Genomic DNA, 19,103 nt, shown 5'->3' with positions numbered 1-19,103 from the left:
TCCTCATCCGTAACTATTTTGACCTTCCGTACAGTTTTTTCAACACATACAGTAGAATGCCAATCATTGTGATTGGGAAAACTCCCTTTAAAATAATATCAAGTACTCCCGCCGGTATCAGCCAGTCCAAAGTACTCAGATAATCATTACCGTCGATCATGGCACTGAAGAAGCACAGAACGGATAAGATCGTCAAGGCTGTATTGGACTGATCATCTCTCTCTTTTTCTTCCTTTGCCTCCTGTCGGTCAACGATTTCCCTGTTGATATCAAAAATGTTCCCAACTTGTTTTTGATTATACTCCATTTTCTCTTTCAAGTCATCTATAAGAAACGATTTTCTGATCATTTGCAATGATTTTTGTGACGACGGGTAGTTTACACTAACATTCCAGAAATCCACCGTATTTAAATACCGGTTTGTAATCGTTCTTGCACGGGTCAGGAACTCCGTAGGTTCGATCCGCATGACCTCTGCCATCAGATCGATCAGTTCCTTATTGAAACAAGTCAGTGCCGCCTCTTCAAACATCAGCAATTCCACATAAAAGCAGGTAAATGCTGCATTATACATCCTTGCCTGTATCGTTCCCCGCAGGTCTTTTTCAAAGTCCAGAAGCACATTTGTATGTGCCACAACAAAAGCACGGCTGTACTGTCCCATACCGGTCTCTGAATTTGTCAGCTTCAAAATTTCTGCATCTGTAAATTCCCCGAAATCTTCTCCCTCTTCGTAGATCGTTTCTGACAGGAGAACTGCTCCTAACTGCTTTTTGTTTAGGCAGTTTTTCTCTTTCGGTATCATTTCATAACTTTTTGGAGTCCCGGAAGCGTTCAGTCCCCATTTTTCCTGCATATACGCATACAGATTCACTGCTTCTCCATTTTCTTCTATTACCATCAACTGGTTTCTTACAATGTTATCCAGAAAATGACTCAGCAGAAAAGGAGTGGACAAAGAAACCAATGTCAATACTCCGATATGGCTCAACCGGTCAATCGAAAGGACCGCTTCTGCCTCCGCATCACATCCCACCGGCTGATCCTCATGATCCAGGATATCCAGGATCATTTCCAATGTGATCCTGACTCTCAGCCTTCCAAGTGGAATACGTTCCAGACGGTTCTTATAACGTTCCATCAAATCAATTCCATCTTTTCCAAAAGGAACTCCTGTTTCACATTGCAGACGGATATCCATATAATGCATATAATTGCCGATCTCCTGATTATCATAACAGGCACATTCTAAAAGCCGGTCCTGCTCTTTATACGTCACCGGATACATAATGTAACTGTCAGGAACAATGCTCCATTCCGCTTTTCTTGTCTTTACCATTTCACGGAGCAGATCATTCCACAGAAGAGAGCTGTCACTTTGATATTTTTCTGAATAGATCAGTGCTTTTCCCCTGTCTGTCTGCTCAAAATGTTCTTCATAATTAGTAAGGTTGATAAACCGCTGATATCGAAGAAGCTGTTCATAATCACACTGCAGCAGAACCCCCTCACAGGCCGCTCCTGGTTTTCTGAAAAAAGCACTGCCTTTTTCAGATCGGACGATCTCATAACCGGTCAGTTTCACCATCGTCACTTCTGCCTCTTCTATTCCCATTTCCAGAAGCACTTCCTGCCCCGGCAATATTAACAATATCTCTTCTTCAAAATAAGTATCTTCCATTCGGATCTGCGGTGCAAAATGAAAAAGCCACACGTTTTCACCTGCCGCATCGTATCTATGGCTTTTCAGATTCTTCTCTGATACCACTGCCAGGTCTTCCTGAAATTTTTCACTTTGCTCTCCGCTAATTCTGAACAAAAGATGACTGTCCCGGTATTGTTCCCGAAGCAGTTCGATCAACCGGCCCACCTTCTCTTTTCCAACAAGCAGAGGTATCACAACAACATTCGTTCCCAATGTCTCGATCTGCCGCCATTCTTTATCACCTGGATTCAGCCATTTCCTTCCATTTCTTTTCAATCCTGTATACTCAAAAGCACAGGCAAATGCGGTCAGCTCCCCACCGGTAAAAATTCCGGTTATCTGGCAGTCTGCCCCCAATTCCTGTGCTTTTTTTCTGTCACAGAGTATCTCTGTAACACCCATTTTTCCCAGACATCCGTAAAATGCAGATGCCTGTTCCATACATTCTCTGATCAACTTATCATCTTCCGACAATGACAAAAGCTTTAACTCCATCTTTCTGTCGGATTTATCCTCATAATATTTCATCTCTGTCCCCGACTATACCAGGCCATACACGCGGACTGCATTCTCATAAAATACTTTTTCATGATATTGCTCCGGCACCAGCCTTTTTATAAACTCTCTATATTCAAAACAGTTGACCGCAGGCCAGTCTGTCCCATATATAAATTTACCATAATCGCTGACATAATGCATCCATGATTTCAAAATTTCCAGGTAACCTGACTGATCTTTTATAAACGTTTCCGTTTCAAAAGCACCTTCTATCAATCCTGAAAGATCTGCATACATATTTGGATTTTTCTCTAATACGGCCGCTGCCTCCTGTAAAAACGGATTTCCAAAATGGCACATCACAATCTTCAAACCTGGAAAATCTGTCGCTATATCGTCCAGATGGATCGGTCTGCAATACTTCAGATGCCCGCCATTTCCGGCAACCATCCCCGTATGAACTGATAGAACTTTCCCATATTCTTCCGTCATTTTATAAATGGGATACAGACTTTTATCATTGGGATAAAGTTCATAATATCCCGGATACAGTTTCACACCTACACAGCGTTTTCTCTGAAGATGTGACTCGATCTCCTCCAGCTTCAGCCAGGAATCCTTCTCATCCAGTCCGGCACTATAGTAAAAGTACTCCCCCAGATTCTTTCCCTGCTCTTCCAACGGGCCATTCCCCATCACAATCCCTTTTTCAATTCCCAATCTGCCATAATATTTTTCAGTCAGGTATTCCTGCGTAGGTTCATCTCCGATCCCATGTGCCAGACGGTCTCCAAATTCACAATGACCGAAAATATGAAGATGTGCATCAATTACTTTTCTTTCTTTTTTCATTCAACCTGACCCCTTATCTCAAATTAGTCTAATATCTTAACCTGGTTCTTCTCGATATAACCGATCGGTTTATAACCTCTCTTTGAGCGTCTCAGCCCCGGCTCATTCAGATCTTCCTCCCGGTTCATATATTTTACTTTCTCCTGCAGATCCTGTGATACGAGCTGAACCAGCTTCGAGTACACACCATTGTAGGTCTTATCCGCTTTCTCAATATGAGAATAATAATAATCTCCCAGAATTTCTCCTACTTCAAGTCCTACGATCTTTCCGTCCACTTTCAGAACATATCCGACTACCCCATAAGCCTCCAGATCGGAAAGCACTTCTTTTGCCTTTACATTTTCTTCTTTTGCGATCGTCGCTTTTTTATGTTCACTCTTTACATAATCATCCAGAAATTGTAGATACTCTGCCGGTTCTACATCCCGGATATCCAGCAATTCTACATTTTCATACAATGCATTGAACTTATTGATATGATTTTTGTGGTTATGATATTTTTTTCCCTTCATATTTGCCAGAGCTGTAATATCATAGACATAATCATTCCAGCCTTCATCCCGCTCTGTCTCGATCCTGTATCCGGCTTCCTCAAATAAAGACAACTCTTCGTTCGCTACCGGATAAAAGTAGCACTCCTCACCCTGCTCTTTCATATAAGCAACAATCTCTCTAATCCCTGCAATCCGGTCTTCCATCAGCGGAATATAAAATAAATGCTTTCCGTCTAACTGCTGATACACGATCAGCTTCTCTTCCTCAAGAGAAATCCTGATATCCAGATAATCCCTCCACATATAAGTACCGCAGATCGTGCAGTCACATGACCAGTTTCCATACTTTTCATACATTTTCCTGAGTGCAGGAAAATCTGACATTTCTATTCTTCTAAAATCTAACATAGGTTCAACTCTCCACTGCTCCATTATTTATATGATACCAGGGTCAAAAGGTCTGACACCACGTGTGCTCGCACACTAGTGGTAGAATGACCTTGTGACCCGCCCCGATTTTCAGCCACTGTTCAGTATAGCACAGCTTCTTTTTGAAATCCATTATCCACATTTGCCGAACCGGCAGCATCTCACTCCCTATTTATGCCCAATTTTAACAGGAAAAACCGCACTTATAACCACCTATTCATTTTCGTTATATATGCATCCCCAAATCTATCTTGACAGACTGCATTGGCTGGTGATACGGTTACTTTGAAGTTTATGACAAACGTATGATGAGGTGAGAAAATGCAGGAATTAAAACCAATCAAAGAAGGTAAAGTACGAGAGATCTATGACAATGGGGACAGTCTGATCATGGTTGCAACTGACCGTATCAGTTGCTTCGATGTCATCCTGAACAATGAAGTTACAAAGAAAGGAACTGTTCTGACCCAGATGTCCAAATTCTGGTTCGATCTGACAGAAGATATCCTTCCAAACCACATGATCTCTGTTGATACAAAGGATATGCCGGAGTTTTTCCAGCAGGAGAAATATGAAGGCAAGTCCATGATGTGCCGCAAGCTCAATATGCTCCCGATCGAGTGTATCGTACGTGGTTATATCACCGGAAGCGGCTGGGCAAGTTATCAGGAGAATGGTACCGTATGCGGCATCACACTGCCGGAGGGACTCAGAGAATCTGATAAACTCCCTGAACCAATCTACACACCATCCACAAAAGCAGAGATTGGTGACCATGATGAGAATATTTCCTTTGAGCAGAGCGTAGATCACCTTGAGAAATATTTTCCGGGCAAGGGACGCGAATACGCTGAAAAGCTTCGTGACAATACGATTGCCCTTTATAAAAAATGTGCTGAATACGCACTGAGCAAAGGAATCATCATTGCCGATACTAAATTTGAGTTCGGCCTGGATGAAAATGGTGATCTGGTGATCGGTGACGAAATGCTCACTCCTGACAGCTCCCGTTTCTGGCCTGCAGAAGGATATGAACCGGGACATGGTCAGCCATCCTTTGACAAGCAGTTTGCCCGCGACTGGCTCAAGGCAAATCCGGGCAATGACTGGACACTGCCTCAGGAGATTGTTGACAAGACGATCGACAAGTATCTTCAGGCTTATGAGATGCTGACAGGCAAGCCATTAGACAAATAATTTCTGTCTTTTAAAAACTTTTCAACATCAGAGAAGGAATTTGAGGAAGTTATCCACAAATTCCTTCTCTTTTTCTTAAAATTGTGCAGAAAGAGCCGGAACAGATATGGTATACTTAACTTAAAGATGCCAGGGTTCTAAGGTCTTTCACCCACCTATGAGCAAGCTCATGTGGGCTTAGACCTTTTGACCCTGGCATCATTTAAACACCTGCTTTATGCTGTCATAATGAAGGAATATTCCCTCTTTCGCAAAAGCTTCAATCTGTTCTTTTGAAGCGAACATATATCCGTCCGTTTCTTCTGTCTGCAAATGCAGATCCTCTTCCTTTATATTCATGGTAAACCGGTAAACATCCACAAAATAGTTATCGCCCTCTCCCGGATTTTCCCGCTTATAGGTAAAGACATAACCCCCTTCTGCTCCACTCACATCCAGTCCTGTCTCTTCCCTGACCTCTCTTAAAACTGCCTCATAAGAAGACTCTCCTGCCTGTGCCGCACCACCGGATACTTCCCACCAGCCTGCTGCCCATGCCTTTGTCATAACTCTCTTTGTGATGAGATATTTTCCATCCGGTCTTGTAATGACTCCCAGTACCGTCAAATGATATTCTCCATCTTTCAGACACCAGTCATTTCTCTTCATTGTCCGTCCGGTCGGTTTCTTCTTTGCATCATAAATGTCCCATAATTCCATTGTTCTTCTCCCTTTTTCTCTTCTTTTTTAATGGAGTTCTTATCCTGTCATTCATATAACGGGCTCTCATTCTTGCCTTCCATCCTGCAGTCTTTCCTGCTTTATAGTGCCGTAATCATCTGCTCATTTCCTTCCGCACTCATTCTGAATATATTCTGATGTTGGGGTCAAAAGTCCCCGACAATGATGCCAACGGATTCTCTTTACAGTATAAAAGCTCCCAAGTTCTATATGAAGTTGGAAGCCAAATCAAGAAAAATCACGTATGTTCTTTTATACCTATTAACTGATTTATTATATACAAATTTTCTCTTTGTGTCTACCTTCTGAATCTCGCTTTTACACATGTATCTATTTTTATACTTTTAATAAATGTAAACTGCATCACCCGATTCCGCCCAGTGCGATTCCCAGAATCAGCACTAAAAAGCAGACTGGAATATACAGGTATTTGCAAACCGGTACAAACCATTTCGTAAATGGCTTTTCCCTTCCTTTATTGATCTGCTCTTCCACATAATCTTTTCCGCATAACCAAAAGAACATAATCCCGGCAAGCCCTGCTCCAAGCGGACAAATATAAATCGACAGCACATCCATCCAGTCGGATACAATTCCCTGGATCACAACCGAAATCACCGCTCCGATGACCGCGATCACTGCACACGCCTGGACTCTTCCAAGATGCAGCTTCTCCTGTACAGTTGCAATCGGTGCTTCATATAAATTGATCAGCGAAGTCAGACCCGCCAGCAGGACTGCCACGAAAAAGATCATTGCGATCACCGGCCCTCCCGGCATCGACTGAATCAGATGCGGAAGGAAAATAAATAAAAGTCCCGGTCCTCCCTGATCTAACTTTGCCCCTGTGGTTGCCATTGCCGGAATGATAACCAGTGCTGCAAGTATAGCAGCAAGTGTATCGAAGAAAGCGACTCTTGCTGCTGCCGCAGGAATATTTTCCTCATCCGACAAATAAGATCCATAAATCAGTGTTCCATTTCCCGCAACAGACAGTGAAAAGAAGGCCTGTCCTAACGCAAAGATCCATGTTACCGGATCTGCCAGTGCCTTTGGATCGATTCTGAAAATATATTTATATCCCTCTGCTGCTCCAGGCTGGAATGCTACATAAACTGCAAGGATCACGAACAGCCCGAAAAATAACGGCATCATAAACTTATTTGCTTTCTCGATTCCACTGACAACTCCCAACATCAGAATCCCCATACATAAGATCAATGCGGCAATCTGCCAGCCATTATTTCCAAATGCGGATGCCATACTTCCAAATGCTCCGCTAAATTCCTCCACACCCTTCGGTGCAAGTGTCTTTCCTGTAAACGTTCCCACTGCATACTTCAGGATCCATCCCATTACAACCGTATAACCGATTGCCATCGCTATTGCCCCAAGTACCGGGATCATCCCCAACGCTTCCCCGTACTTTCTTTTTCCTTTCCGCTCACATGCGATTCCAAACGCATCTACCGGGCCGGATCTTGTTGCACGCCCGAAACTCATCTCTCCGATCACCCCGGTAAATCCGACCAGTGCCACAAAGATAAAATAAGGGATCAAAAATGATCCTCCTCCATAGGATGAAACTCTTGTCGAGAACATCCAGATATTCCCCATACCGACAGATGAGCCAATGCACGCTAAAATAAAGCCCCACTGGCTCTTGAACGACTCTCTTTGCTTTTTCATAAATTTTCTCCTCTATCTCTCCGCTCATTAGTATAATGGTGCCAGGGTCAAAAGGTCTGAAACCACGTGGGTTTGCTCATAAGTGAGTGAAAGACCTTCCCCCAACATCATAATAATAACAGAGATCTGAACATGTTAAAAGGGGAAGTTCCCCTCGTCACATAGAAACGCCACATAGGAAGTGTCACATAGGAAGTGTCACATAAGAAACATCACCCAGAAAGGAAAGATGAAATGAAACCAGGAGAAGCACTTGACATTGAATCACCGATATTTTCCGACTGGATCATAGGACACTATCAGGATATGGGTGACCTGCAGGAATTTGAATCCGATTTATTATAACTGTTGCAATAGAGACAATTTATATATAGCAAAATAACAGCCCCGTCTCCGGTGACTGCTATTTTATGACCAGTTCTATAATCCTGACCTCTCTAATACTGATCTTTCTAACACTGCCCCTATTTCCTCACCAATAAGCTGCAAAACATCAATAACTACTGAATTGCCAAACTGCTTATATGCTTGACTTTTACTGTCAGAAATCTTATACGTGTCGGGATATCCCATAATTCTGGCACATTCACGGGGATGAAGTTTTCTCGTCTTTCCATTGATCAAATATCCACCCGTCTTGGCAAAAACGCCGCCACCGGATGCAGAGAGCGTGATCGCAATTCCCTTTGTGCTGTAAATTCTTTCTCCCTGTCCACCTTTATTAACAATGCCCAGTCGGATCGACTTATTACTGTATTGATCGTCCTCAATCCCATTGAAATAAGTATCAGGTCTTTCCACATACAGATCTTTGACCATTTCTTCATCATCAAGAAGAAAATTTTCCACATGCCGGGTCAGTTTAAACGGTTTTGGATAGCTGAATCCCGTAATCCCCAGATCATTCCTGAAACAAACCATATAAATTCTTTCTCTCTTTTGAGGTATGCCATAGTCAACAGCATTCAGCACTTTCTGATAAAATGTATATCCGAGCGTTTCCATCGTTCTTTTGACAACCTCTAAGGTCTTTCCATGATCATGAGTAGCAAAATTTTTTACATTCTCCATAAAGACGACTTTCGGTTTCTTTGCTTTTACAATTCTCGCAACATCAAAAAATAACGTACCCCTGCTGTCCTCAAACCCCCGCTGCTTCCCGCTGATCGAAAACGCCTGGCATGGGAATCCGGCACAGAGGATATCATGATCCGGTATTGTATTCTCATCTACCTGCGTAATATCGCCTTCCGGAATATCGCCAAAATTATCTGCATAAACTTTTTGCACCGGAACATTCCATTCATTTGAATACACACACTTCGCCCCCAGCGACTCCAGTGCAATTCTGAATCCGCCCAGTCCTGCAAATAAATCAATGAACGAATACCCTGCCAATGATTTTTTTTCTATCGTGATCATTTAAATAACTCCCCATCTACTTTCTCTCGATTATAACGCACAGCACTATAACTTTCAATATTCCAAAAGTTTCCGGTTCCGTTTATTCTTATGATGCCAGGGTCGAAAGGTCTAAGCCCACATGAGCTTGCTCATAGGTGGGTGAAAGACCTTAGGACCCGCCCCGATATGAGCATAAAAGTGAGATGATAATCCCACGATATGCGAATATTGGGTAGGATTGTGGAAGTGCGTAGCACGGAGCAATCCGCAGGCATCACTTAAAAGGAAAAAAAACTCTTGAATATTAAAATTCTTCAATAAAAAATCCTCTAAGACAATAGGTATTTCACTATCTCTTAGAGGATATATATCAGAGGAAACGAGAGATGCAACGAAATCAGCCTGCTCGGACTAAGAAAAAGTCACATGATATGGAATTGTAAATTGGGAAGAGCCACTTTTGTATTTTCTTTCATATCGCCATCCTCATTTGTGCCACAACTTGTGGCACAATTCAGCTTTCACCATCTGTTACTTTTTTCCGTCAGTTTTCTGTTCCAGCAGCTTTATCGAATTCAGATAATCCCGTTCCACATCACTGAGCGTTTTAGCCTTATATTTTCGATATTCATCTGTGGCTTTATCCACCGCCTGTTTGTGAGAAATAATTCCTTGAAGTATCCACCGCCACCCAGATTTTTCAATCGTTCATCGTCCATGGCAAAGCCTTTTTTCATATATTCTTTGAGAATATTTGTTGCCCATATTCTGAACTGTGTGCCACGCCTGGATTTTACACGATAGCCAACAGAAATGATAACATCAAGATTATAGTAGTCAACCTGATAGGTTTTTCCATCTGCCGCAGTTGTTGCAAAATTTGCAACAACTGACTCTCGCTGCAACTCCCCTTCGGAAAATACGTTTTTTATATGTCTTGAAATAGTAGATTTATCTCTTTGGAACAACTCCGCCATCTGATCAATGGATAACCAGACGGTATCTTCATCAAATGTGGTTTCAATTTTTGTCAATCCGTCTTCTGTTGTGTAAATAATCATATTGGATTTTTGATTCATATCATCATAATTGTTCACCGGAATACCTCATTCCTAATTGTGCAACGGGGCGTTGCACTCTTTTTCTATGTAGCTCTATGCGTAAAGAATAGCAGCTCTCGCATAGAGTTTGGACACTTATTCCACGACTATTATATTGTTGTTTTCCAGTTAATTCAATAGTGTCACTGGGTTCTTCAGATGTGTTTTCTTCCTCCAAACAAGACAACGGCTCCGGAAGATTATCAATATCCAGAACCGCCGCATATTTCTCTACTAAATTTGCAAGTAAATTGGCAAAGCCATTCCAATTATCTGTCAATAGTGTTCTCCTTTCTTTTTCGTCCATGTTCCTGCGGAATGTCCTATACTTCTTTTCCTCTTATTAAAACGGCATTAATAAAAAGCATCCTCACTGGATGCTCATTTACTCAAACTGTATGCAATTGTATTCCTGGCTAAGCACTGCAATCCCAGGAACCATGAATCAATCAGAAGCTTCCCGCCGTCTGACAGATCTTCCCATTCGATCACCGTCATTCCGCTGGCTGTTTCCACCCGGATTCTGTCACCTGTCAGATCTTCCAGGGAATTGATTAGGTTGCAGGTCAGTGCTGATACTGCTGTGCATACCCGGTCAATCCCATCTGGACTCTTCCTACAGGCATGACCATTCATACGGATACTACGATCTGTTATTTTGATCGTTATCATAATACCTCCTAAAAATGAGTGCAAAAATACCACTCACTCCGAAGAATGGGTGGTATCTATTCTTTTATAAATTTCATTCCATTATTACATTCTTTTTCAACTGGCTCCCACAACACATCCTCTGGTATTCCATCTGGAAATGCCTCGCATGTTTCATGCTTACCATCATCCTTGTATCTAGCACATAATTCGCATTTTGGCAATGTTAACATTATTTTTTCCACCTTTCTATGTAGCTTCTTATCAATAATTCAGCTCTAATTGGAATCTTTTCTTTGTTTCTATAGCGAACAAACGCTTCTGCAAGAGATTCTTCGCCTTTTCCGGTTTTGTCAGCATATTGGGAAATTCCCTGCATGAACTGTCTTTCAACAATTCGTTGTCTAGTGCGAAATTCTGCTTCATTTTTACAATCTTGATATGTCATAATGTGCGCCATTTCGTGAGCGATATAATCTTCAATACTTTTTCCTGCAAAGCGCCCTTTATCATATCTTCGCTGAATTTTCTTCTTCACTACATTGTAATCAATATCTTCATTGATTACAAGTGCAAATCTCAGCTTTCCTCTATCGTCCAAATATGGTGCTGCACCAAATATATCTCCTACTTCCATCTTTGCAACTTCAATTAAATCCAACCTAATATCATACTCTTTTTTCAAATTATTGATTGCTGCCTCTATTTCGTGCTTAGCTTCAGAAGTCATTCCTTTAATTTTATATGCATCTCTCGGAACTGATATTTTCATGGTATTCACCACATTAAGCTTCTTGTCGATTCTTCCTGGTGCGACTCTCCAACGGCCATCGATATAAATCCTCTCACGCTCCTGCTTCAGTCCCATCTGTTTGGAGAACCGTGCGTACTCGTCAAGCTGCCCCTGGTACTTGCACTTTGCCAGCATCACATCATCCGGATCAGCATCACCGTCCTGAAGCATCTGCACCTTTTCACGCTGTGCCCTCATGGCTGTTTCCATCTGCCTCTGTCTTTGCTTTGCTTCATACAGTGTATATTCTTTACCACGGAACTCGGTCGGCTCGCTTTCTTTCCAATTCTGTTCGTCTAGCCAGTCATCCGTATAAGTTCGTACCGATACGCCGGGAACAAAAGGGAAATAAGTATGGTAGCAGTTTGCTCCACATAGTCCGATTACTGTACCGAGTCCACAGACATCATACAATTGCTGTTGACTCCACACTCTGCCCTGCCATATCGTATGCGTTGGTCTCGCCCCTGCGTGCCATTCCACTTCAAAATATTCCGTACCGAGCTTTTCAGCATTATATTCCGCAATCTTCCCAGAAAGCTGCGTCAGTCCGGTCATGACAGCCCGTCTTGCTGCGACCTCGATTCGATTTGCATAATCATTTCGGATGTGTACTTAGCATTTTGCTTTTTCGTATTTGTAGCAACTCTGCCTTTCATATCCAGATAAATTCTCTCACGTTCCTACTTGAGTCCCATTTTCTTCGAAAACCTTGAGCCACGTTATAATTACTATCAGAATCCCATATAGAACAACCGCCATTTCAACCGCTGTTCTCCATTCAAAATACAACTTCATCCTATTTTTCTCCATAAAAATACCACCGGTCATTACGACTGGTGGCAACTAACTTGCCTGACTTTTAATGGCTGTTTCTATCTCTTCTTTTTTCCAACCATCCTTTTGCAAAATAGATACAATTTCTTCCGGCTCACATAAAATTTCTTTCAGACGATTTATTGCATCAAGTAAATGCGTATTTCTGATTGCACTTTTTATCTGTTCTTCTGAGTATCCCTGTTTTTTCATAAAGTTATATAGATCATTATCCTCTATCTCCTGAAGCTTTTTTTCTACGTTTACTGTATCCACATCAAACATTGTCATCGCAATCCCTCCATGATTTTCTCCAAGACCTCTCCGAAGATTTTAGCTGCTTCTCTTGGTCTTGCACTCATCAGATATTCCGCAAAGCATTCTGCAAAAAACTCTCTTTCATTCTTATTCGCATATTCTGATATATGTTTAGTAATAAATTCTTTTTTAGAAAACTCTAATGCTTCATTAAGTTCTCTCCCTTTATATCCCATCCGTGTCCATTCTGCACGTTCTGCACGGATGTAATCAAAATATCCTAATTGCTGTAATACTTCTCTCTTTACGGCTACACTTGTTCGGGTCGTTCCGTATAGACTTACATTCCCTCCCCAAACTCCCCTTTGCGTAAGATAGCCATCTAATTGATGTCCCATTTCATGAATAATAATAGCATCTGCATTAGTCCCCGCTGGATGAAATTGCATTCTCACATCTCTATCGTACCGCCTTTTTAACTCCTTATAATTACTGAATTTACTGCCAATTTTCAAAACGCCTTGCATGGACTTACTCATTGCATAGCCCTTTATATCCGGATCATACAATACCTTGTTTGTATACCCCCTTAATTCCGGGAATTGAGCAAATACTTTCTTAATACCATTATATACAGATTTTTTTGATTTTTCATCCATTTTTCCAAAATCAATAGCGTTTTTATTCACTCCCATTATATTTGCAATTTTACCTCTCTCAAATAAATAGTCAGTGTTCATTATTTTTTGTGCAGTTCTCAGTGTATCCTTACTCGGTGCTACTCTTCCCCGTCCATCAATATAGATTCTCTCCCGTTCTTCCTTGAGTCCCATCTTCCGAGAGAATACCGCATATTCATTAAGCTGTCCTTGGTACTGTGCTTTTTGGAGCATTACTTCCTGTGGATCAGCACCGCCTTTTTGCAATAGCTGCACCTTTTCACGCTGTGCCCGCATGGCTGTTTCCATCTGCCTCTGCCGTTGTTTTGCTTCGTAAAGAGTGTATTCTTTACCACGGAACTCGGTCGGCTCGCTTTCTTTCCGATTCTGTTCGTCTAGCCAGTCATCCGTATAAGTTCGTACTGATACACCGGGAACAAAAGGGAAATAAGTATGGTAGCAGTTTGCTCCACATAGTCCGGTTACTGTACCGAGTCCACAGACATCATACAATTGCTGTTGACTCCACACTGTGACAATGTCCATGCAGGCATTATCGAGATACCTACTGTATACCTGTGACAATGGAGTTAATACCTTTCTGCCGCCGTAATCCAAATAAAAGCCTAGAGATCTTGTAATATTTTCCAAGTCCTCAAGGCTTTGCTTTTTGATAGCTGATGTCACCTGTATCAGATGTTTATTTTCTTCAAAAGGGATGTATTCCGCATTGATCTGTTCATAGATGTCCTTGTTTCTGACATATTCCCAGTCGATCACTTTGTCGTACAGTTCAAACATTTCCAGGTAAGAAGCATTCAGAGTGTCTTTCAATGCATTTTCAATGTCCTCCGAAGAATACCCCGGTATTTTTAACCGGTTAATCTGCCAGTCTGCCGTGCTGGTGATCTTTTCCTTATATTCATTTCTCATATCACTCCATCACCTGATTTTGCTCGGGAAGATTCTGACGAGCCTGCTCAACCAAAAGCAAAAATACACTCTGAAACTTCTCCGTTCTTCCAGGTCACTGGGAAAATATTGGGTGCATCCACATATTCAATTCCAATCTTCCCTGATAGTACGGAGCCGTCCTCGTTCACTTCCGTATCATACAAATACGGAATGTATGCAACTGTTCCGGTGTATGCCTTATACGAGTATTTCTTCGCATTCGCATAGTTCAAATCGCAGAGTGTAGATTTCTTCATATTTTGTGATATAATATTTTGAAGATGCCAGGGTCAAAAGCCCCCAACAATGATGCCATATCTTTGCGGAGGAATATTATTTTCATTGATTCTTCAAGCAAGAAAAACACGAACAAAAACTAGAGATAAATTAAAGGGTGGATCTGATGGATTAAAAGACACCGATGTAATGATGGGGTTAGTCGAAGTGGTTACTGGTGATTGTTTTGATTCTGCACAAGGTACAACTTTTGGAAAATGCACTACGCAATTCAAAACTTGCCAGGATTACGGGACAACCTATATTCCGTTTACCGGCCCTTCGGTTATCAGTTCCTTTAATTCGATAATAATGTAGCAACTCTAGAAAGACTAGAAATCCTTTCACATTACTTAAAGAATCCAACAAATAACGGTAAGTATTCCGTGAAAGATATTAGAGATATGGAAGGAAAAATAATAGACACACGTATGAATGATCTTCGCATTTATGAAGGGCGTTGTCCTACATTAAGAGCACAACGAGACGGTGTATTGTATGTTAAAAACCACACCATATACCAGCTGACTGGGTACGAAACTTTACTTCTTCAAGGCTTTCCTAAAGAATATGCCGACAGAGTTAAGGACGAGGTTTCTGATAGACATCTTCTGATGCAGGCAGGAAACGCAATGACAGTAAATGTAATCAAACTACTTGGACAATCCATTATTGGATTCCTGGAGGTGAATAATGAAACGTAATTATGATGAATGTGTTACTAAATATTCAGATTCTTTTGTAAGAGTTGTGCTTGACCCCGGATACGTTTCTCGAATCCAAAACTTTGTTACTGAATTGGTTGAGGCTAAGTCCAAGGAAGATCATCACAAGATAGACTCTAACAAGGAAGTCAAAAGATTTACAACTGGCTTTTTAGGAGAGGCTGCACTTGAGAAACTATTCGGAATACCCATTATTGATTGGACTATAGGTTATTCTGGTCTTTATCATATTCCAGATATTCCCGGCTATCGAGTTGGAATAAAAACAGTCGAACGAGACAAGTTTCCGATTATCTTTAAGGACAATTCATATCCACAAATAATTTGTATTAAAAGCACAAAATATAACAATTTAATATTTGTATGTGGCTTGGCTACAAGTAATGTCTTAAACAACTATCAAGATGACGATTTGATTCTTGACCCTAATTTACGAGCAAGAGGAACGAAAACCGGTTTTTATGGATTTGAGCAATTAGTTCCTATTAAGTCATTAAATGACTTATCTACATATAAAAAATGAAAGCGAGGTACTTTGAATATTCTCGTGCGGCTTGTTGATTCGAAATTCAACCTGTGATAAAGTTTCATCGTTTATGATTTCGGGACGCTCGGGTGCACCTAAATATCCAGAATTACCATATACAACATGATCGTCTTTACGAATCAATTTTGAGGTTTCAGAATTTTGTTCTTTGTAGACTTTGGTGCAGCAATCAGGCTCGCATCCACAATCGTTCCACTATTGTTGTTCATTAAAATCTATGTGCATAAAAGTACGCATAGCATAACTGTCATAAATGGAATCCTCGATTCCTTCATCAGACAGATTGAACCAAATCTGCATAAGATACATGCGAAGCATGACGGAGTTTTTCTCTAACATCGAGCTGGGCGTCGATACATTCAAAACAATCAACGGCAACGAGTTCACTGTCACCAGCGTGGATGATAAGCATATCAACATCTCCATCCCCGGAAACGCTACAGTAAATAAGCTCACCCTTAGTCTCGACGAGGTCAGGAAGATGCTGGAGTCTGGGCAGAAGTTCGATAAGATAAAGGACGTTACCACATTCTTCGGAAAGTCATACGACCGTCAGAAGGTCATTGAGCAGAATAAGAAGAACGCTGTCCGTCATGCTTATTTCAGAGAATACCTTGCATTGCAGCGGCTGGCATATATGTTCCGCTTCGATGCAAAGGCAGGTTACTATCTCTACCCGGAATCCGAAGGAACGGATGACTTACGACTGCGGATGAACCAAGGCTCAACATATGAAAAGAATGTGACGCCTCGGGAGGATATAAGCGTTACCAAACACGGATTAAAGCAAGAAAGGACTGTAGCAATTATGTGGTTAAAACTTGATATTGGCGGCATAGATTTTCATTTCCGTATATCAGAATATAAAAAATCAACACAGGAAAACTGGGATGACGAATGGTGCGATGTAGACCTGACTCTTCAATCACGAAAATGGCTGGATTACCACATCAACTCGGACGAGACTTTGCTTGCTCTTGAGGTCGAGGAACTACGGGATTCGATAGATGCACTCTTGAAGGACGGATTGGAGAATTACGAACACAAGGAATGCGTTGAGCCTGATTTTGAATTTCACCTATATCCCAAGGAAGACCTTCGAAACAATCCCAGGTTCACCTATGTCGCACCCGGTCACGAGATTCTTGATGTGCATATGGATTTCTCCGTCACATTCTGGGATCGAGAGGGATGCTTATCATCCAATCGCCTTCTGATGGAATTCGATAGAGATGATTTGGAGAAGCTGTTGTGCTATCTGAATCTTGTAACCAAAGCTGTCAGCAAAGATGATGATACCGTTAAGAAGGCTATTGCTGAAGGATATATTTATGGATAGAATGGTGATTTGAAGGAGGCATAACGTATGCCATTTACAATTGTCCGTCAGGACATAACAAAAATGAAAGTTGACGCAATCGTTAATGCAGCAAACACAGAACTATTGATGGGAGGCGGAGTCTGCGGAGCAATCTTTAATGCCGCAGGTGCAAAGGAACTTCAAGAGGCTTGCGACAAGAAATCACCTATCAAAACGGGAGATGCAGTCATCACTCCCGGTTTTAAGCTGCCTGCGAAATTTGTGATTCACGCTGCCGGTCCTGTTTATATTTGCATAACAGGAACGGTAGTATAAAAGAACTGTTTTGAAGAAAAAATCTCCGCTTTGCTAAGGCGGGTTAGAGCGGTTTCTTTAATTCAGAAAAGCCTGCGGACTTTCCTCTTTTTTCTCCCTGAGACGGGCAGGGAAAAGGAGATTCGGAATGGATCGGAAAAGGGTGGGAATGGTACACGAAAAAGGAAGATTTCCCTTTGAAAGAAAATTTTTGTTCTGATCTCCTTTTCACATGGTATCAAAATTAATTTTGATACCATGTGAAAAAAGGGACGATTCCGAAGAATCATCCCTTCCAACTAATTTGCCCAATTTTCAACTTTCAATGATTTTACCCGATCAAATTCTTTTGTATTATTTGTAACAACCGTATATCCTAATGACTGTGCATGACCGGCAATCATCATGTCCAATGGACCGATTGGTGTTCCTGCTTTTTCTAAATCAGCCCGGATCTTTCCATAACTTTCCGCAGCCAAACTGTCAAAATCCAGAATCTCAATGTTGGCCAGTAATAACGTGAGGGCAAGGCGATTCTTTTCCACCGCTTTACTTTTTTCCACGCCATGCATTAATTCTGCATAGGTGACTGCTGAAATACATACTTCTGATGGATCATGTTGTTGTAATCGCCTGAACACTTCCTCCGGCTTTTTCTTAATCGCATAGATACAGATATTCGTATCCAACATATATCTCATAGTTCTTCCCTTTCCTGTTCCATTCCCTGATTTCTTCCTGTCTCCATAAAATCATCAGAGAACAGATCTACCGCTTGGAGAAAAGAACTCCAACGGTTTGTATTTGGCATAAGTAACACAATGTCACCAATTCTATTTACAACTACCTCATCAGTGGCAAATCTGCATTCTTTTGGAAGCCTTACTGCCTGACTTCTTCCATTTTCAAAAACTTTTGCTGTCATCATGATACGTCACCCCTTTCTTTTTCTTAATGTCAGTATATACCACGATATATATCTTAGTCAATTTTTTCTTCTTTTTTAGGAGTTTTTTTAGGTGCTATTACTAGCACCTAAAATCATCCCACGGTATCATAATTAATTATGATACTCTATTATTTCAAAAAATTTTTCATTCTCGTCATAAACTTCCGGATTTGCCTGTAATATTTTCCATGTCCTATAATAAAAAAGAAGGCTTTCGGCAGAACATCAAAATCTACTGAAAGCCTTTATTTTAGCCACTTTTCTACACTCCCATGCGGCAGGCATTGTATCAAGATGCGATTTTACATATCTATCTAAAAGCCGCATGGAACCTTGTCATACGAAAGGCGAAGGGGGAACGGAAATGCTCCTATCTGCCTCGCCAAAAAGAGAAATTGTGAAACGGGGACGAAGCAATGAACCGTCCAAGCGGCTTGAAAGCAAATCGACCGTTGCTTTTTCTTCCTGCCGCGAAAACAGCCGTGTGGGCTTGCTTTTATTCGGATATTCGTATACAATGTATTGTATTGAGTATTATCCATGCGGAGGTGCGGTATGAACGGGATCAAAGGCTATATCTCCATTCGGGAGGCGTCCTACCGTTGGGGCGTATCGGAGCGGCGGGTCAATCAGTATTGCGCCGAGGGGCGGATCCCCGGTGCGTCCCGGTTCGGGCGTTCATGGGCGATCCCGGAAAATGCGGAAAAGCCGTCCGACCCGCGCTTTCAGGAACAGCACCGCGATCCCGGCAGGACAAGCACCTGACGGA

General features: G+C 41.6%; 22 protein-coding genes and 2 pseudogenes. 6 read left to right on the top strand and 18 right to left on the bottom strand.

Annotated elements, in window-relative coordinates; translation table 11 throughout:
• Window positions 1–13: 13 nt before the first annotated feature.
• From NQ541_RS00845 to NQ541_RS00835, 3 genes are read right to left on the bottom strand one after another with little or no spacing between them, the layout of a single operon-like run.
• Window positions 14–2,233 carry a hypothetical protein gene (locus tag NQ541_RS00845; protein ID WP_005611324.1) on the bottom strand — a complete coding sequence of 740 codons (2,220 nt, stop codon included), beginning with the start codon at window positions 2,231–2,233 and terminating at the stop codon, window positions 14–16.
• Between the two features lie 12 nt (window positions 2,234–2,245).
• On the bottom strand, window positions 2,246–3,055 hold the full coding sequence (locus NQ541_RS00840) for an amidohydrolase family protein (RefSeq protein ID WP_005611325.1): 810 nt from the start codon (window positions 3,053–3,055) through the stop codon (window positions 2,246–2,248).
• A gap of 23 nt (window positions 3,056–3,078) precedes the next feature.
• Window positions 3,079–3,960, bottom strand: coding sequence for a phosphatidylglycerol lysyltransferase domain-containing protein (locus tag NQ541_RS00835; protein ID WP_023921508.1), 882 nt, complete (start codon window positions 3,958–3,960; stop codon window positions 3,079–3,081).
• Window positions 3,961–4,302: 342 nt separating this feature from the next.
• On the opposite strand from NQ541_RS00835, the gene NQ541_RS00830 reads away from it, so the two are divergent.
• On the top strand, window positions 4,303–5,178 hold the full coding sequence (locus NQ541_RS00830; RefSeq protein WP_005611329.1) for a phosphoribosylaminoimidazolesuccinocarboxamide synthase: 876 nt from the start codon (window positions 4,303–4,305) through the stop codon (window positions 5,176–5,178).
• Between the two features lie 198 nt (window positions 5,179–5,376).
• Here NQ541_RS00830 and NQ541_RS00825 read toward each other — a convergent pair whose 3' ends face one another.
• From NQ541_RS00825 to NQ541_RS00775, 12 genes and pseudogenes are all read right to left on the bottom strand, one after another.
• Window positions 5,377–5,877: an NUDIX hydrolase gene (locus NQ541_RS00825; protein ID WP_005611332.1), complete on the bottom strand. Its 501-nt coding sequence runs from the start codon at window positions 5,875–5,877 to the stop codon at window positions 5,377–5,379.
• Between the two features lie 384 nt (window positions 5,878–6,261).
• Window positions 6,262–7,587: a sodium-dependent transporter gene (locus NQ541_RS00820; RefSeq protein ID WP_005611334.1), complete on the bottom strand. Its 1,326-nt coding sequence runs from the start codon at window positions 7,585–7,587 to the stop codon at window positions 6,262–6,264.
• Window positions 7,588–8,007: 420 nt separating this feature from the next.
• A complete protein-coding gene (locus tag NQ541_RS00815) occupies window positions 8,008–9,009 on the bottom strand; it encodes a DNA cytosine methyltransferase (protein ID WP_005611337.1) in 1,002 nt (333 codons plus the stop codon).
• Between the two features lie 111 nt (window positions 9,010–9,120).
• Window positions 9,121–9,309 (bottom strand): hypothetical protein, encoded by a 189-nt coding sequence (locus NQ541_RS13325; protein ID WP_005611338.1) that lies wholly within the window; start codon window positions 9,307–9,309, stop codon window positions 9,121–9,123.
• A 346-nt stretch (window positions 9,310–9,655) separates the two neighbouring features.
• Window positions 9,656–10,070: pseudogene (locus NQ541_RS00810) on the bottom strand (virulence RhuM family protein); the annotation flags it as partial.
• 4 nt (window positions 10,071–10,074) lie between these two features.
• Entirely contained in the window at window positions 10,075–10,398 is a 324-nt protein-coding gene (locus NQ541_RS00805) for a hypothetical protein (protein WP_005611340.1), read from the bottom strand.
• Between the two features lie 74 nt (window positions 10,399–10,472).
• Window positions 10,473–10,763: a ribosomal-processing cysteine protease Prp gene (locus tag NQ541_RS00800; RefSeq protein ID WP_005611341.1), complete on the bottom strand. Its 291-nt coding sequence runs from the start codon at window positions 10,761–10,763 to the stop codon at window positions 10,473–10,475.
• Between the two features lie 56 nt (window positions 10,764–10,819).
• Complete coding sequence (locus NQ541_RS00795; RefSeq protein ID WP_005611345.1) at window positions 10,820–10,975, bottom strand: hypothetical protein; 156 nt, start codon at window positions 10,973–10,975, stop codon at window positions 10,820–10,822.
• Window positions 10,975–12,093, bottom strand: a complete 1,119-nt coding sequence (locus NQ541_RS12915) for a phage minor capsid protein (protein ID WP_005611346.1) — start codon at window positions 12,091–12,093, stop codon at window positions 10,975–10,977. The genes NQ541_RS00795 and NQ541_RS12915 overlap by 1 nt, the downstream gene beginning before the upstream one ends.
• 288 nt (window positions 12,094–12,381) lie before the next feature.
• Window positions 12,382–12,642, bottom strand: coding sequence for a hypothetical protein (locus tag NQ541_RS00785; RefSeq protein WP_005611350.1), 261 nt, complete (start codon window positions 12,640–12,642; stop codon window positions 12,382–12,384).
• On the bottom strand, window positions 12,639–14,102 hold the full coding sequence (locus tag NQ541_RS00780; RefSeq protein WP_465245076.1) for a phage minor capsid protein: 1,464 nt from the start codon (window positions 14,100–14,102) through the stop codon (window positions 12,639–12,641). The genes NQ541_RS00785 and NQ541_RS00780 overlap by 4 nt, the downstream gene beginning before the upstream one ends.
• A 146-nt stretch (window positions 14,103–14,248) precedes the next feature.
• Window positions 14,249–14,479 (bottom strand): hypothetical protein, encoded by a 231-nt coding sequence (locus NQ541_RS00775; protein WP_005611353.1) that lies wholly within the window; start codon window positions 14,477–14,479, stop codon window positions 14,249–14,251.
• A 423-nt stretch (window positions 14,480–14,902) separates the two neighbouring features.
• On the opposite strand from NQ541_RS00775, the gene NQ541_RS00770 reads away from it, so the two are divergent.
• A complete protein-coding gene (locus NQ541_RS00770; RefSeq protein WP_147644452.1) occupies window positions 14,903–15,202 on the top strand; it encodes a DNA cytosine methyltransferase in 300 nt (99 codons plus the stop codon).
• Window positions 15,192–15,746, top strand: coding sequence for a hypothetical protein (locus NQ541_RS00765; protein WP_005611368.1), 555 nt, complete (start codon window positions 15,192–15,194; stop codon window positions 15,744–15,746). Before NQ541_RS00770 ends, NQ541_RS00765 begins: the two co-directional genes overlap by 11 nt.
• Before the next feature lie 245 nt (window positions 15,747–15,991).
• On the opposite strand, the pseudogene NQ541_RS00760 reads toward NQ541_RS00765, so the two are convergent.
• A pseudogene (locus NQ541_RS00760) lies at window positions 15,992–16,094 on the bottom strand (transposase); the annotation flags it as partial.
• Here NQ541_RS00760 and NQ541_RS00755 point away from each other — a divergent pair.
• Window positions 16,078–17,109, top strand: coding sequence for a WapI family immunity protein (locus NQ541_RS00755; RefSeq protein ID WP_226979097.1), 1,032 nt, complete (start codon window positions 16,078–16,080; stop codon window positions 17,107–17,109). The pseudogene NQ541_RS00760 and the gene NQ541_RS00755 sit on opposite strands and share 17 nt — an antisense overlap.
• A gap of 27 nt (window positions 17,110–17,136) precedes the next feature.
• Window positions 17,137–17,406, top strand: a complete 270-nt coding sequence (locus NQ541_RS00750) for a macro domain-containing protein (RefSeq protein ID WP_005611374.1) — start codon at window positions 17,137–17,139, stop codon at window positions 17,404–17,406.
• Between the two features lie 278 nt (window positions 17,407–17,684).
• Here the strand turns inward: NQ541_RS00750 and vapC are convergent, their stop codons facing one another.
• Together vapC and vapB are read right to left on the bottom strand one after the other, a co-directional pair.
• On the bottom strand, window positions 17,685–18,086 hold the full coding sequence (gene vapC / locus NQ541_RS00745; RefSeq protein WP_005611381.1) for a type II toxin-antitoxin system tRNA(fMet)-specific endonuclease VapC: 402 nt from the start codon (window positions 18,084–18,086) through the stop codon (window positions 17,685–17,687).
• A complete protein-coding gene (gene vapB, locus NQ541_RS00740) occupies window positions 18,083–18,313 on the bottom strand; it encodes a type II toxin-antitoxin system antitoxin VapB (protein WP_005611383.1) in 231 nt (76 codons plus the stop codon). Before vapB ends, vapC begins: the two co-directional genes overlap by 4 nt.
• Before the next feature lie 576 nt (window positions 18,314–18,889).
• Here vapB and NQ541_RS00735 point away from each other — a divergent pair.
• On the top strand, window positions 18,890–19,099 hold the full coding sequence (locus NQ541_RS00735; RefSeq protein ID WP_023921485.1) for a helix-turn-helix domain-containing protein: 210 nt from the start codon (window positions 18,890–18,892) through the stop codon (window positions 19,097–19,099).
• Window positions 19,100–19,103: the final 4 nt, after the last annotated feature.

It is taken from the genome of [Ruminococcus] lactaris ATCC 29176, assembly GCF_025152405.1.
GTDB classification, from domain to species: Bacteria; Bacillota; Clostridia; order Lachnospirales; family Lachnospiraceae; genus Mediterraneibacter; species Mediterraneibacter lactaris.
The sequence above is the reverse complement of the archived record's forward strand: the minus strand, read 5'-3'. Positions and strand labels throughout refer to the sequence as shown.